Origin of the sequence: Sporosarcina quadrami, from assembly GCF_014836615.1 — a bacterium.
GTDB lineage: Bacteria > Bacillota > Bacilli > Bacillales_A > Planococcaceae > Sporosarcina > Sporosarcina quadrami.
In genome coordinates, this window is record NZ_JACSQN010000004.1 from 213,899 (window position 1) to 228,695 (window position 14,797).

At 40.0% G+C, this 14,797-nt stretch carries 12 protein-coding genes; 5 read left to right on the plus strand and 7 right to left on the minus strand.

The genetic code is table 11. From position 1 onward, the window contains the following. Nucleotides 1-95: 95 nt before the first annotated feature. Complete coding sequence (locus H9649_RS06165; RefSeq protein ID WP_225229704.1) at nucleotides 96-422, plus strand: DUF3889 domain-containing protein; 327 nt, start codon at nucleotides 96-98, stop codon at nucleotides 420-422. Nucleotides 423-475: 53 nt separating this feature from the next. On the opposite strand, the gene H9649_RS06170 is transcribed toward H9649_RS06165, so the two are convergent. The 3 genes from H9649_RS06170 to H9649_RS06180 all read right to left on the minus strand — a co-directional run bounded on the left by H9649_RS06170 (nucleotide 476) and on the right by H9649_RS06180 (nucleotide 3,497). Next, nucleotides 476-1,678: a DUF4317 domain-containing protein gene (locus tag H9649_RS06170; RefSeq protein ID WP_191693846.1), complete on the minus strand. Its 1,203-nt coding sequence runs from the start codon at nucleotides 1,676-1,678 to the stop codon at nucleotides 476-478. 126 nt (nucleotides 1,679-1,804) lie between these two features. Then, the gene (locus tag H9649_RS06175) at nucleotides 1,805-2,320 is read right to left on the minus strand and encodes a YehS family protein (RefSeq protein WP_191693908.1); all 516 of its coding nucleotides are present in this window, start codon (nucleotides 2,318-2,320) and stop codon (nucleotides 1,805-1,807) included. Nucleotides 2,321-2,426: 106 nt separating this feature from the next. Further along, the gene (locus tag H9649_RS06180; protein ID WP_191693847.1) at nucleotides 2,427-3,497 is read right to left on the minus strand and encodes a helix-turn-helix transcriptional regulator; all 1,071 of its coding nucleotides are present in this window, start codon (nucleotides 3,495-3,497) and stop codon (nucleotides 2,427-2,429) included. A 184-nt stretch (nucleotides 3,498-3,681) separates the two neighbouring features. Here H9649_RS06180 and H9649_RS06185 point away from each other — a divergent pair, with 184 nt between their 5' ends. After that, nucleotides 3,682-5,733, plus strand: coding sequence for a S9 family peptidase (locus tag H9649_RS06185; protein ID WP_191693848.1), 2,052 nt, complete (start codon nucleotides 3,682-3,684; stop codon nucleotides 5,731-5,733). 46 nt (nucleotides 5,734-5,779) lie between these two features. On the opposite strand, the gene H9649_RS06190 is transcribed toward H9649_RS06185, so the two are convergent. Next, nucleotides 5,780-6,133, minus strand: a complete 354-nt coding sequence (locus H9649_RS06190) for a winged helix-turn-helix transcriptional regulator (RefSeq protein ID WP_191693849.1) — start codon at nucleotides 6,131-6,133, stop codon at nucleotides 5,780-5,782. A gap of 124 nt (nucleotides 6,134-6,257) precedes the next feature. Here H9649_RS06190 and H9649_RS06195 point away from each other — a divergent pair, with 124 nt between their 5' ends. The 3 genes from H9649_RS06195 to gshAB all read left to right on the plus strand — a co-directional run bounded on the left by H9649_RS06195 (nucleotide 6,258) and on the right by gshAB (nucleotide 10,570). Beyond that, on the plus strand, nucleotides 6,258-7,376 hold the full coding sequence (locus H9649_RS06195) for an S-(hydroxymethyl)glutathione dehydrogenase/class III alcohol dehydrogenase (protein WP_191693850.1): 1,119 nt from the start codon (nucleotides 6,258-6,260) through the stop codon (nucleotides 7,374-7,376). A 4-nt stretch (nucleotides 7,377-7,380) separates the two neighbouring features. After that, the gene (gene fghA, locus H9649_RS06200) at nucleotides 7,381-8,214 is read left to right on the plus strand and encodes an S-formylglutathione hydrolase (RefSeq protein WP_191693851.1); all 834 of its coding nucleotides are present in this window, start codon (nucleotides 7,381-7,383) and stop codon (nucleotides 8,212-8,214) included. A 97-nt stretch (nucleotides 8,215-8,311) separates the two neighbouring features. Further along, complete coding sequence (gshAB, locus tag H9649_RS06205) at nucleotides 8,312-10,570, plus strand: bifunctional glutamate--cysteine ligase GshA/glutathione synthetase GshB (protein WP_191693852.1); 2,259 nt, start codon at nucleotides 8,312-8,314, stop codon at nucleotides 10,568-10,570. Nucleotides 10,571-10,654: 84 nt separating this feature from the next. On the opposite strand, the gene H9649_RS06210 is transcribed toward gshAB, so the two are convergent. The 3 genes from H9649_RS06210 to H9649_RS06220 form a co-directional block, all read right to left on the minus strand. Continuing rightward, a complete protein-coding gene (locus H9649_RS06210; RefSeq protein ID WP_191693853.1) occupies nucleotides 10,655-11,875 on the minus strand; it encodes an amidohydrolase in 1,221 nt (406 codons plus the stop codon). Between the two features lie 15 nt (nucleotides 11,876-11,890). Further along, a complete protein-coding gene (locus H9649_RS06215) occupies nucleotides 11,891-13,126 on the minus strand; it encodes an amidohydrolase (RefSeq protein WP_191693854.1) in 1,236 nt (411 codons plus the stop codon). 534 nt (nucleotides 13,127-13,660) lie between these two features. Then, nucleotides 13,661-14,695 (minus strand): hypothetical protein, encoded by a 1,035-nt coding sequence (locus H9649_RS06220; protein WP_191693855.1) that lies wholly within the window; start codon nucleotides 14,693-14,695, stop codon nucleotides 13,661-13,663. Nucleotides 14,696-14,797: the final 102 nt, after the last annotated feature.

Sequence of the window (14,797 nt, forward strand, 5' to 3'; positions counted from 1 at the left end):
TACTTCATTATACAGACAACCCAAGGAATTTACAGGTTTCCGAGCATGATTTCTACGAAATGATCCACCCTATTTCAAAGGAGTTGTGTTCATTAATGAAATTGTTACTAGCTATCAGTATGCTGTTCATCATTCCTGCTACTTATATTGCCCAAAGTACCATTGCCGAAGAAAAAGAAATACCCGCTTACGCAAAATGGTCTAGGCTTGCTTTAGAGGAAACAACAAAAAAATATCCGAATGCGAAAATTATCGATTACCTCTATATCGGTACGGCTTCTCAAGAAGAGAAGACGATTGCAACTTTTCAACTATGGATGAAAGAAAACAACAAGGAATTCGGTGTCAGGGTTAAAGTGACATACGACACCCTTTCTGAACAATTTGTACATGTGGAGTTTGAAGAGTTTGCACGAAACTAATTGATCGTAAAAATGCCGGAACGACTTTTGCAGTCATTCCGGCGTTTACCCTCTTATTTCAACAGCTCTTCAGAAATCAGTTTAAACCCTTCCACCATCGCGTCTTCTTCCACTTCGATCAGTAAACAAAGTCTACCGTCGACTGTCACTTGCCTAACGTAACGTAAATCAGCTGGGTTAATGGAAATGTCCGCTACTTTCGTGCTAATTTTAATAGACTTAGACGTGAAGCTAGGGATGACGTCATTCGCATTCATCTCATATGTCTTATCTTCCAGTATTTTTTGGAACGCCCGCTCCACTTTCTCAGTGCTCACTTCTTTGACGCCACCTGCTTTAAGGACCCGTTCCACTTCCTTCGTGTCCAATAAAGGGATGGCGTCCGCTTCGTCTTTATTATCCTCTTCCACCATAAGCATATTGTGGATTTCATCGTAAACACCAGCTAATGTACGGGAATCGACTTCCTCGCCCATCACTTCCTTGACGATTTCTTCAAACACCGTCTTATTGTCTTCTGCCGTCATGATTTCTTCACCGTTTAGCACATCTTCAATGAACCGGTGATCGGGCTTGTTCGTCTTCCCCGCGGCATATAGAATATGGTTCACATCTGCCGCATTGTCCGTGAAGCACGGGAACAGGAAACCGCCGACGGGAGACGTCGTATTGACGATAGGATCCAGCGTGAGGCTCGATTTGAATTCTTTCTCATTGAAATCGAACACAAGCGAACGCTTCGGCAGATCAGTCTGATTCATACTGCAAAGAATGAACGGTGTAGAATACACTTCGTCACGAATAGCACTATCCGTCTCATCCTTGCTTCGTTTTGTCGGCTTATAATAGTTGCCACGGATAAATGTAATGACGAGATCCTTTTCATAATGGAAGTCTTGCACCATCTTGAGTGCCATACGTTGCATATCTTCCCGCCACTTACCGATATCATCGGTTTGGAGTCCGTCATACAACAGCTTTTGTGCATGCTCGTCGTTGTCATCTTCCTCTTCTGATTGTCGAACGAACTTCACTTCAAACAGTTTCACACCTAATTTCCCGCCGAGCACTTTCTTGAAATTCGTGAAGAACAAATCCTGCTGCTCCTCATCGAGTAAGGCAAACGGCTGGCTCACTTCGTGGAAGATTTCACTACTCTCCGCCTGGATATATACATTATAAATAGTATTAATCTTTAGCAAATCCGTCCCCGCTTTAAAGTGCTTGCGGATATCCGCGATATCTCTTTTATTCATCGATTGCTCCAACTCCTTAGTCTGTAAGTCAACCTATACTTTCATTATATCAGTGATCTAAATCGAATAATGAAACTACAAGAAAAAAACGCTAAGTCCTCTTATGAACTCAGCATTTTTTAACGATCAATCTCGATAGCGTAAGGCTAGGCCTTTAAGGAAGTTACGCGCGTACCGGTCGCCGCACTCTTTATAATTCCGATGGCCTTCTTTACGAAGGACTGCACTTAATTCACTCTTAGACAAGTCTACTCCGACTTCATTCAAAATGTCGACCATATCCTCACTCGTCAGTGACAGTGCGATTTTCAACTTCTTCAATAAAATATTATTGACGTTGCGGTTATTGGATGACATGAGGAACTGATTTTGTCCGTTCCCTTGCTTGTCCTCTTGTGCACCTCTTTTCAACGTCACATATCCGTTCAAGAAAGATTCTAACGTCCTGTTGTCAATATCTCTTCCATAGTCATGTCCCTGTTCTTCAGTTTCCTCGCCAGCATTCTTCTTAGCCAACATTTCCCGAACTTCAGCCGTCGTTGTTTCGATGCCGCCCAGTTCAAAAATTTCAACCATTTCCTTATCTTTTATGTCGAGTGCGTATCGTAATCTGCTCAGAATGTCATTATTGTTCATCAGTATCACCTTAGTCCCTTCGTGTTTTACGGTTGTTATTAGTATAAGGCTTTTTACGGTTTATTACGATTAACATCCATTGTTCTGAGCTGGTACTTTTCATATGCTTCAATTACGTTATTTTATTAATCAACTCGATATATTGTGTATCTCCATATCCTACATTCGGGAATAGCTTGAATAGTTGTGTAAGCAATTGCGATTGTGGAAGATGCTTATTTTTCGAAATGTATGCAGTGACGGGATTGTTGTCTTTCTGCAATTCTAAAAACAGGTCTATCGCTTGATACATTACTGGAAGCAAGACATGTGTAGGCTTTTTATGATTCACTAACACTTCTTCATATACTGAACGATAGCAGCCTAATGAAATCTCTGTTTGATTTACTTTAAATTCATCTTCCTGAAAGTTGTTCAGAAACACTCGACCTTTGTATCCAGATTGTTCAAGAAAGGCTAGAAGCGTTAATAGGTTCATCTGACAAAACATATCTTCCCCGAACCATAAGACTATATAGTTATAATCTTTCTCAAATAAATTCGTCAAAGATTCAATAACTTTGTTGGTGTAACTCTCCACTGTAACTCCGTGACCCAATGCTCGCATTTCAATAAACTTAGCGTCGAAGATAGGTACTGTCGTTGCATGTACACACATCGCTTCATTGAATGGTGCATAGTCGGAATCCCCCATAAGCTTCTTACTTTTAAATTCACCATACATGAGTTGTCCGTTCAATATATTCAGTACATCGTGAGCAAACAACTCGTTCTTCTGACTCCTTAGTTGGTTAACTTCCGCTTCTCTATTCATGCTGGCTTCATCCCTTCTTTGGTAAAACATTATCTTGGCAAACGATTGAACAGGCATTTGCTTTAGTTGAAATTCTCTTGGGTTAATACCAAAAACATTCTTAAACGCTCTGCTATAGGACTCTTGGGATGAATAACCAAATGCAAAAGCAATATCAATAATCTTCCGGTTGGTCGCCAAATCTTCTGTAGACACATATAACCTTCGAAGGAGAATATATCTTCGAATGCTAATGCCCGTTGCCTGATGAAATTTAAATGAACAATAGTAAGGAGAATATCCCATATAATCTGCTAAATCCTCTAGCGAAAATACATCTTTTAAACGGTCTTCGATCCAATCAATCATCTGTTGTATATATTCATTCATCTGGCTCACCCCCTAATGTAAGTATAGTCGGCTTGAACTTTATCTTTTTGATATTTGTTGTGTTGTATGAAGAAATTTTCAACCTTAACATTTGAAGACAATAGAATAGTAAGTTAAAAAGAGGGTTTCCGATACCATATCCAGAAAATAATACGTATACCGATAGATCGAGAGGAGAATTTTGATGAAAGCACCTGTTGCAAAACATATTCCGCATCCCCATGAACTGCATGGCGATATACGCGAAGATGATTTCTATTGGATGAAAGATAAGGAAAATCCGGAGGTCATTCAATACTTGGAAGATGAAAATGCGTATTACAAAGAAATTATGGAGCCGTTGAAAGACAGAACCGAGCAGATCTTCCAAAGTATGATGGACCGTGTGCCCGATTCTGAAGTAGACGTCCCCGTTCAACGTGGACCGTACTTCTATTATTCCATTCTCGATAAAGATAAACAATATCCAGTCTATGCGCGCAAGAAAGCAGCAAGCCGCGACCAACTGGAAATGGCAATAGAAGAAATTGTGCTCGATCTCAATGAACTTGCCACACAAAGTGACTATTTGAACGTGACAGTACAGCGCATGAGCACTGATCACAATCGTCTCGCTTATTTAGAAAACCGCGACGGTACAGATCGCTATACGGTATTTGTGAAAGATATGGAAACAGGAGAATTACTTGAAGATCGGATTACAGAAGTGTTTTTATACGGCAGTCTCGAATGGAGCGATTGCGGTGAATATCTCTTCTACATTACCGTTGACGACAATCAGCGTCCATGTCAATTATGGCGCCATCGCTTAGGTGAAGAGAATGTAAACGATGAGCTGCTTTATGAAGAAAAAGATGACACATTTTCATTGTATATGGACAAATCGCAAAGTGGAAAATTCATATTCGTTTACTCTGGCTCGAAAACGACAAGTGAAGTACGCATGCTAGAAGCAGCTTCCCCGTTATCAGCGTTGCAAGTGCTCGATACTCGCCATGAAGGCATTCTTTACCAAGTTGAACATTGGGAAGATGACTTGCTCATCATGACGAATGAAGGCGCGACAAACTTCCAGCTACTACGTTGTCCTCTCTCGGATATCCATTCACGGACAAATGTCGTTCCTTATGATGAAGACCGTTATTTGCAGGCAATGTACCCGTTCCACGACAAACTACTTGTCGCAGGAAGAGAAGACGGATTGACACAAGTCTGGATGTTGCAAGGCGAAACACTTAAACAGATCAGTTGGGATGAACCGATTTACAGCGTAGCGGTTTTATCTAATCAAAGTTACGACACGACTGAAGTCTTAATTAGTTATGAATCTTTACTAACACCTGAAACAACATACGGACTACATTTACTTTCCGAAGAAAAACGGCAACTCCAAGTGGCTCCTGTAAGCGGTGAATACGATCCTTCCCGCTTCCGCCAGGAACATCTGTGGGCAACAGCTGAAGACGGTGTCAAGATACCGATGACGATGGTCTATCTTAAAGGCGCACTTGACAATGGACCAGCTCCGCTTATTTTGCATGCGTACGGTTCTTACGGATCTAACAGCGATCCGTATTTCAATCCTTACCGCCTTCCGCTCCTTGAAAAAGGAATCGTATTTGTTACAGCGCAAGTACGTGGTGGTTCTGAAATGGGTTGGACTTGGTATGAGGATGGAAAGATGGAGCATAAGCGCAATACGTTCACCGACTTCATCGCTGCGGCAAAACATCTCATCGCTGAAAACTACACGTCAAAGGACAAGTTGGCAGCACGCGGAGGCAGTGCGGGTGGCCTGCTCGTAGGCGCGGTTGCCAATATGGCGGGCGACCTGTTCCAAGTTATCGTTCCTGAGGTACCGTTCGTTGACGTCGTGACAACGATGCTTGATACATCGATACCATTGACGACACTCGAATGGGATGAATGGGGCAATCCGCAGAACAAGGATGAATATTTCTACATGAAATCATACAGCCCGTACGATAATGTTGAAGCGAAAGACTACCCGAACTTGTATATTACAACAGGTCTTAATGATCCGCGCGTCGGCTACTGGGAACCTGCAAAATGGGTCGCTCGTTTAAGAGAGTTGAAAACGGATGCCAACACGCTCGTCATGAAAACGAATATGGGCGCCGGACACTTCGGTGAATCTGGCCGTTTCAACAGCTTGAAAGAATCCGCGGCTTGTTATGCGTTTATGTTAGACAAATTAGGTGTAGATAAAGAGTGAATTCAAAAAACCCCCAATCTCATGGGGGCTGGGGGCTACAACTACGTTAGTCTTTTTTAGCATCTGTTTGTAAAAAGTCTCTGAAGTCATCTCCCCAATTACAAATGGACGTAACGACGGGTTCTAATTGGAGACCGATTTCACTTAGGTCATATTCAACTTTAGGAGGGACGACAGGATAAACACGTCTCAAGACAATTTTATCCTCTTCCAGTTCCCTCAACTGCCTAATTAACATGCGTTGATTGGCATGAGGAAGTTTCTTTTCTATTTCGTTCAACCGTAAAGGGGACTGTTGGAGTAAACACCAGATAATTGCGATTTTCCATCGTCCACCTATGACTGATAACGCTAAATCTTTGCCTGTAAAATATTCTTTGTCTTTATAGTGAATGACCATTTTTGTTTACACTCCTTTTCAACAGTAAGGTATCCATAGTGACAAAAACGTCAGTATTGTCATTCGAATTATAATATGTGATTATGAGAATGTAAACAACATACAAAAGAAAGAAGGGTTTCATTTGAAAAGTAGAGCAGCCGTAGCATTTAAAGCGGGAGAACCGCTTCAGATAGTTGAAATTGACGTAGAAGATCCAAAAGCAGGAGAAGTTTTAGTGAAAATTCTTTACACATCTGTTTGTCATACAGATGCATACACATTATCTGGCGCTGATCCGGAAGGCATATTTCCTGCCGTTTTAGGCCATGAAGGTGCTGGTGTTGTCGTAGCTGTAGGTGAAGGCGTTACTTCAGTAGAACCAGGTGACCACGTCATTCCACTTTACACACCTGAATGTGGGAAATGTAAATTCTGTCTATCAGGAAAAACAAATCTTTGTGGTGCAATACGTGAAACACAAGGCAAAGGGCTAATGCCAGACGGAACAACTCGTTTCTCTTACAACGGTGAACCTATTTATCACTATATGGGGACAAGTACGTTCAGTGAGTACACAGTAGTATCCGAAATTTCATTAGTGAAAGTGGAAGACCAAGAAGCACCTCTTGATAAGGTCTGTCTATTTGGCTGTGGTGTTACAACTGGAATTGGAGCAGTTCACAACACAGCGAAAGTTGAAGAAGGCGCTGTAACAGCTGTATTCGGTTTAGGAGCTATTGGTTTAGCGGTCATCCAAGGATTGACGCAAGCAAAAGCAAGCCGAATCATTGCCATTGATATGAATGAAGATAAATTTGAATTGGCTAAGAAAATGGGCGCAACTGATTTCATCAATCCATCTAAATTCGACAAACCAATTCAAGAAGTTATTGTTGAAATGACAGACGGCGGCGTAGATTACAGTTTCGAGTGTATCGGAAATGTTGAAGTTATGCGTTCTGCTCTTGAATGTTGTCATAAAGGTTGGGGACAAAGTATTATTATTGGTGTAGCAGCTGGTGGTAAAGAGATTTCTACTCGTCCGTTCCAATTAGTAACAGGCCGTGTGTGGAAAGGTTCTGCTTTTGGAGGCGTTAAAGGAAGAACCGAGTTGCCGGGCATGATTGAAGACTTCATGAATGGTAAGATTGACTTAGACTCATTTATTACACATCACTTGGACTTTAAAGATATTAACGAAGCATTTGACTTACTCCATAAAGGAGAGTCAATCCGTACGGTCTTAACTTATGAGGAGTGACATTATGAATCTTAAAAGCATTGAAAAACGTTTATCTTTTGGCGGACAACAATGTAAGTACAGTCATTATTCGGAAGCCTTACAATGTGATATGACATTCAGTATTTACCTGCCTTCGAATAGAGAACAGAAGAAAATCCCTTTAATTTGGTGGCTCTCTGGTCTAACGTGCACGGATGATAATTTCAGTCAAAAGAGCGGTTTTCAAAGCTTGGCTGAAAAATACCAAGTGGCCGTCATCATTCCGGACACATCCCCACGTGGCGAAAATGTAGCAGACGACGAAGCATGGGATCTTGGTCAAGGTGCAGGATTTTATGTGAACGCTACGCAAAGCCCATGGGCAAAAAATTATCAAATGTATACGTATATAACGGAAGAATTATCGGCTATTGCACCAACACTCGTCCCTGAATTCTCGGGACAAGAAAGTATTATGGGTCACTCTATGGGTGGTCACGGTGCTTTAGTGATCGGTATGAAAAACGCGGATAGATTTAAATCTATATCTGCTTTTTCCCCTATTTTAAGCCCTAGTCAAGTACCTTGGGGTATTAAAGCTTTCTCTTCTTATCTTGGAGAAGATCAAGCTACTTGGAAAGAGTGGGATTCCACGGAACTCATTCAGGAATCCGGCATGCCGCCAATTCTCATTTCACAAGGAAGTGCAGATACGTTTTATCCCGAACAACTAGAGGAAACTACTTTCCTAGAACATGCACAAAAGAATAACCAGGAAGTGCAATACAGCAAAGAAGAAGGATATGATCATAGCTACTTCTTCATTGCTACATTTTTAGATGAGCATTTCGCGTTCCATATGAAGCATTTAAAATAATTCCCGTTTCACGAAAACCGGAATGGAAATATCCACATTTATTTGAAATGTGGATATTTTTAATGACAAATCGATGCAAGTGGGAGGTACAGATATTATGGATATAAAAGAACTGCTCGCCAATGACCGCGTTAAACCGTACGTATCAAAAGCTCGTTTTGGTATTGAAAAAGAAGGTCAACGGGTGGATTTGTCGGGAAATTTAGCTACAACGAACCATCCCGAAATCCTATCAGCTAGAGACGAACACCCTTATATACAACGCGACTTTGCAGAAACACAGATGGAGTTAATTACTCCTGTGACTGATTCGGTTGAAGAATTGCTAAGCTATTTATCGGCAATTCATGAAGTGGCGTATCATTCCATAGGCGATCAGGAAATGCTTTGGCCGTTAAGCATGCCGCCACAGTTGCCTGAAAGTGAAGAAGAGATCTTCATTGCAAAGTTGAAGAATGTGGAAAGTGTTCAATACCGCCGATACTTAGCCGAAACGTATGGCAGCCGCAAGCAAATGATTAGTGGAATTCACTATAACTTTGAATTTGGTGATGAATTGATCCAAGCGTTATTTAACGTACAATCGGACATGGACGATTATAAGCAGTTCAAAACAGAGATTTACCTCAAAGTGACAAGAAACTATTTGCATTATCGTTGGCTCGTTAATTATTTTTATGGCGCTTCTCCTAGTAGTGAGAAAAATTTCTTTGAAGACAGACCGTTGAACGAGCCAGTGAGAAGTATTAGAAACAGTCGTTATGGTTATACAAATTCTGATGATATTAAAGTGTCCTATAGCAGCATACAAAATTATGTCTCGGATTTATCGTTGATGGTCAAAAAAGGCCTTCTTTCAGAAGAAAAGGAATTTTATTCAGCTGTCCGTTTACGTAATGGGCACCAGATACCTCACTTAGAAACTAACGGTATTAGCTATATTGAGTTAAGAAATATAGATTTAAATCCTTTTGAAACGCATGGAATCAGCTATGAGCAAGCCGAATTCCTTCATCTATTTTTGCTTTATCTATTATCGAAAGATGAAGGAGCCAATAAAGATGAGTGGGTACAAGAGGGGGATACACTTAGTGATCTAGTTGCTCTTGAGCACCCACTGCAACAAACGCAATTGAGAGAAGAAGCAGAAACGATCATTGATGAAATGGAACAACTAGTGGAAATCATGAGTTTGACTGTTTCCAATTCGTTCTTTACAAACTTAAGAGAAATGTTGGCAGACCCTAGTAAGACGTTAGCTGGAAGACTTTTCGAAGAAAGTGAGAAGAGCAGTCAGAGTGAAGTAGCTATCCGTCTTGCAAAAGAAAATTTCCTTCAATTGTGGGATAAACCCTACCAATTAACAGGATTCATAGATATGGAGTTATCTACTCAACTTCTTATGTTTGATGCGATTCAACTTGGTATTCGAGTAGAGATTTTAGATCGACAAGATCAGTTTTTGAAGTTGCAATTCAAAGACCACGTGGAATATGTCAAAAACGGTAATATGACGAGTAAAGATAGCTATATATCTACGTTAATCATGGAAAACAAAACAGTTACAAAGAAGATTCTTCATAAACGCGGATTCCGTGTACCTTTAGGCGATGAATTCAATGACATTGAGCAAGCATTACGCTCCTATGAGATATTTGCCGCTACGCCATTTGTCGTAAAGCCAAAAACGACAAACTATGGCTTAGGTATATCGATATTCAAAGACGGTGCAACGTATGAAGATTACCAACAAGCGCTTACCCTCGCGTTCCAAGAAGATACGTCTGTCCTCATTGAGGAGTTTTTGGATGGAACTGAATACCGGTTCTTTGTGTTAAATGATGAAGTTCATGCCGTTCTATTACGCACACCTGCTAATGTTACGGGTGACGGGAAACAGACAATCGAAGAGCTGGTCAATGAAAAGAATCTGGATCCGTTACGAGGCAAAGACCATCGGACACCTTTAGAGTTAATCCAATTAGGTGAATTGGAACAGCTTATGCTGAAAGGCCAAGGATATCAATTGGACTCGATTCCTAAGAAGGATGAAGTCGTTTATTTGCGCGAGAACTCCAACGTGAGCACAGGTGGAGATTCGATCGACATGACAGATCAAATTCCTGATGATTATAAAAAGATAGCGGCGGATGCGGTAGCAGCTCTTGGGGCTAAAATTAGCGGAATCGATTTGATTATCGAAGACATTAATGTTCCGGCAGCTGAGCATAAGGCTTACGGTATTATTGAAGCCAATTTCAACCCATCTATGTATATGCATATCTATCCGTACAAAGGCAAGTCACGGCGACTGACGATGCATATCCTTCATTATTTGTTTCCTGAAGTAGTATAATCACGTTTGTAATTGCACGTCTAATTTATGAAAAAGACTGACTTAACCTAGTCAGTCTTTTACTTTTTTATAAACAATTACTATTTAAGAACTAACCATCTTTCCATTGACCATTACCCAACGCTTTTGTGGTTTTCTTGCCACTACTTCAGCAGTTGATGCCGCTTCAAAAAACACAAAGCTTGCCTCATCATTTTCTTTTGGCCATACCCGGACCCCATTTTTGTCTAGTGGCGTTATGCCCGCCGTTGCATATTTTAATCCATATCGTAACGAACGTTCGTCTATTTTCCTATTCAATTCACTGAAACGTGTCACTTTCTCCAGTACATCCCCTGTGCCATATGGGCTCCAAGAATCATAAAAACCATCACACCCGAAGTGAACTTTTATGCCGTGACGATCTAATAATTCAATCGGTGGTAACGTTCGATTTAAGTTAATCGGAACTGTCGACATTATCGCGACGTCTTGGTCAGCTAGACGTTTAGCAATCGCCTCTTGCTGAGCTACCGCCACATCTCCTAGACAAAACGAATGACTTAAGGCGGTTCGTCCTTTGTAACCTGCTTCTTCCACGATGTCGATCCATTTATCTGCTGTGTAGTAGCCGACAGACCCACCATCATGCAAATGGATATCCACATCCGCATCAAACTCAGTCGCAATTGTCATCACTTCATGCAAGGACTTTTCAATCGATTGATCAATTCCTGCTGGGTCTAGTCCGCCGACCATTGTCGCCCCCGAACGCATCGCTTCCCTCATCAACTTCGGTACTTCATTCCTCAACAAACCATGTTGTGGAAATGCAACGATTTCATGTGTAACGATGCCTTTAAATGCTTCAAGAGCAGCTTTAACACCTTCTAAATTTTTCAAACCGATATACGGATCGATATTAACATGTGTGCGAATATGTGTTACACCATATTTTAATAACGTTTCGATCATTTTTGTAGCACGTTGCTCCGTCGAGTCGGCCAATTCAACTAATTCCAGTGCCTCAAGTTCCAATCGTTCTTTTAAATTAGCAACTGGAATTACAGCTTTCCAATCTAACGCCATATACGTTTTATCTAAATGATTGTGCATTTCTTTTAACGGTGGAATAGCTAATTTGCCACTCATATCCAATTGCTGTCCTTGTAAATCATCTATACTGTCTGCATCTTTAATTTCTAAAATGCGTCCGTCTTTCACTTGTATATGAAAAAGTGCAGTTTCTGTTTCATATGCACCATTTGCCAATTGGCGCTCGCCAATTTCCAGTTTTACATTTGTTAGCCAAGTACCCTCACTCATCTTTCCGCCCCCTTTTTATAAAACTCCAAACTCTACCTCTTCATTTTGAGAAACTACTTTACCTTGATGAATGACTCGGGTAATCGGTCGACGTCTAGCGACAACTTGAGCCGAACAAACTGCATCCAACAATAAGAAATCAGCAGCATCCCCTTTTTGTGGCCACACGCGCTCCCCTTCATCATTCAGTGGCGTAATTCCGCCAGAAGCATATTTCCAAGTTCTATTTAATGAATACTCGTCCAAGAAACGGAATCTTTCCGCTAGGATACAGAGCTTTTCGATCGTATCGCCTGTTCCAAATGGAGACCAATGATCAGTTAAACTATCATGACCTAGAGATACATGTATACCATTGTCATATAAATATTGAACCGGAATGGTTGGCCTATTCGTAGGCACAGTCGACGTTACATCAATTTTCGCTTCCCGAAGTATACCAATCATTTCATCTAAAGCAGCACCTTTTAAGTCACCTAATGCGATAGCATGACTAATTGTTGCCTGCCCAATCTTATTGCCTTGTTTCACTAGCTCTGCAAATTTAGTGAATTCAAAAGCCCCTAGAGAATCTCCATTATGAAGATGAAGGTCTAATCCAGCGTTCGCTTCCACGGCAATATCCATTGTTAGATTGAGTGAACGCTCAATATCCCGATCGATTGTCGATGGATCTACACCCCCTACTAAGGTCGCGCCTTTACGCATCGCTTCTCTCAGAAGTGCCTGCACATTCGAACGTAATAAGCCGTGTTGAGGAAACGCCACAATATCGTACGTCAGCATTCCTTCAAACTTTTTAAAAGCTTCAAGCGTAATTTCAATATGTTTTGTACCTATTTGCGGGTCTACATTACAATGAGATCGAATATGCGTATGCCCTTGCGATAAGAGCCATTCAATCGTATTTTCTGCGCGTTGTAAGGCAAAAGGAAGCTGCTCTGGCAATAAAGTTTCTTCTTCCTCAATGCGCGTCAAAATTCCTTTTGTTATCGGTACACATGCTTTCCATGGTCCGCTGAAATATGTCTTATCAACATGAATATGCATTTCACGAAGAGAAGGCATTAGTAAATCACCATTACCTTCTATGATTTCATCCGCATGTACATCTAATGAACTTCCAAGTTCTTCTACTTTTCCGTTTCTAATTAAAATATCTACTTCATCTGTTTTTGTGCCTGAAATTCTATCCGCGTTATAAGTAAAACCTGTTTCGATTTTGACATTCTTTAGTAAAAGCGTCGACATGAAGTTCACTCCCTCTTTTGAGAACTGTAAAACTTTCCGAGACAGACTGTCATATCTCTTGGAAAAGTTTTTTAATAGATCTGTTCACTTTAATTAAAACATTATTTAAAGGATTTTAATAGTTTAAGAGAATTCACAAAAAAAAGACACAGCCAATTGATTGTTGTGCCCCCAGCAGAAACTAATCCCATGTTCAAAATAAATGTCGCCATACTAATCGTCAGAATCGAAATCGGATTGATTCGACTGTACCAAGGTGTCTGATTCTTATACATCCCCCAATTGACTTCAATCGGAAACGTCGTCAACGTCACCACTGAAAGCATATATATCCCAAGGGAAATTAACGTAACATATTGAAAAATACTATAGTTCTTACCCTGTCTTTTCGACTTCAATATCACGTGGTACTTCTATACGATATATTCTTTACAAACAGATTTTTTGTCAAAATTCCTCTCGGAGGTACCGCTGATGTACCTATACAGCAAACTACAATGACTTTCCCATCATTTATGATACGGTTCTCCGTGACTAGCCTAAATGCGATTTACATTTAAGATTTTCCATTAACATTTTTTCAAGTTTAGCCGCTAAATCATTAAGTCTAACCAACTCATTTTCCTGATTATTTACTATTTCCCTCTTACTTCTTTGTACTTGTTGAGCATATTGACACAATTCGCGGATATCTGCATCCTTCCAACCCGAACTATAAAAAATCATAGTCGAATACTCCGGAACTTTCTTCCCATTTTCTAATTGACGTTCTCCCATTACAAGTAGTGAATCAAACAATAATTTCATTCCTTTATCGAAAGTAATAAAGACTGGTACTTCTCGATAACCTGATATTTCCGCCAATTGGGAAACTTGAGTTGGCATAAGCATATCAATTGAAGCTGCGTATAATTTATTTAAGATTTTCTCCATTCCTATAGAAGGACTAGTATTTTTTAATATAGTTGGTTCTTCTCCTAAGTAGTGGATAACGAATGATGTACTCACAGGGGAGAAAGCATTTATTTCATCAGTCATGTAATGAAACATTTCTTTAATTTTCGTTTTTTTATCTCTATCATCGAAATTTTTAAATATATATGCCTTTAATATAGTCGTGTAAGTTATCACTGTTTGCTTTTTAAACAGCCCATTTTTAAGTAAAAGCGGTGTTTTACTAAATCTTATGTCCTCAGTAATCAATTCATTATTAGATAATAAATCGCTTCTAAAATCCATGTCAAATACTTTCCCTACACAATCTACCATCACTTTATACTTTCCAGGGTCTATATTACCTGTCAATTCCGATCTCGATGCTTCTTCACATGCCAATGCATATATAACTCTTGTAGCATTACTTTTAACTATATTAATTATTTTTTCAAAGTCATCTTTTTGGTTATCATAATATTTATCAAAACCTTTTCTATCTGTAATATAGTATCTAGCCATAATTGCAAAATTTGTGTCTAAAATAAACATAAATTCTCTGGCACTATTTTCTATTATTAATTTATCAACATCTCTAATCTTTCCATCAATCCATGCTGATGAAAATACACTCATTTCTTCAGCTCCTTTTAATAATATTTTCGTCCCTTTTTACGCTTACTGTTAAAACATATTTTAATTAACACAAATAGCGGAGGAGGTTTATTCATCTTAATT

Bases quoted from the DNA above. Each gene is read 5' to 3' on its own strand.
- H9649_RS06165 (WP_225229704.1), top strand. From the start codon at position 96: ATGAAATTGTTACTAGCTATCAGTATGCTGTTCATCATTCCTGCTACT.
- H9649_RS06220 (WP_191693855.1), bottom strand. From the start codon at position 14,695: ATGAGTGTATTTTCATCAGCATGGATTGATGGAAAGATTAGAGATGTT.
- H9649_RS06215 (WP_191693854.1), bottom strand. From the start codon at position 13,126: ATGTCGACGCTTTTACTAAAGAATGTCAAAATCGAAACAGGTTTTACT.
- H9649_RS06190 (WP_191693849.1), bottom strand. From the start codon at position 6,133: ATGGTCATTCACTATAAAGACAAAGAATATTTTACAGGCAAAGATTTA.
- H9649_RS06210 (WP_191693853.1), bottom strand. From the start codon at position 11,875: ATGAGTGAGGGTACTTGGCTAACAAATGTAAAACTGGAAATTGGCGAG.
- gshAB (WP_191693852.1), top strand. From the start codon at position 8,312: ATGGATATAAAAGAACTGCTCGCCAATGACCGCGTTAAACCGTACGTA.
- H9649_RS06180 (WP_191693847.1), bottom strand. From the start codon at position 3,497: ATGAATGAATATATACAACAGATGATTGATTGGATCGAAGACCGTTTA.
- H9649_RS06170 (WP_191693846.1), bottom strand. From the start codon at position 1,678: ATGAATAAAAGAGATATCGCGGATATCCGCAAGCACTTTAAAGCGGGG.
- fghA (WP_191693851.1), top strand. From the start codon at position 7,381: ATGAATCTTAAAAGCATTGAAAAACGTTTATCTTTTGGCGGACAACAA.
- H9649_RS06185 (WP_191693848.1), top strand. From the start codon at position 3,682: ATGAAAGCACCTGTTGCAAAACATATTCCGCATCCCCATGAACTGCAT.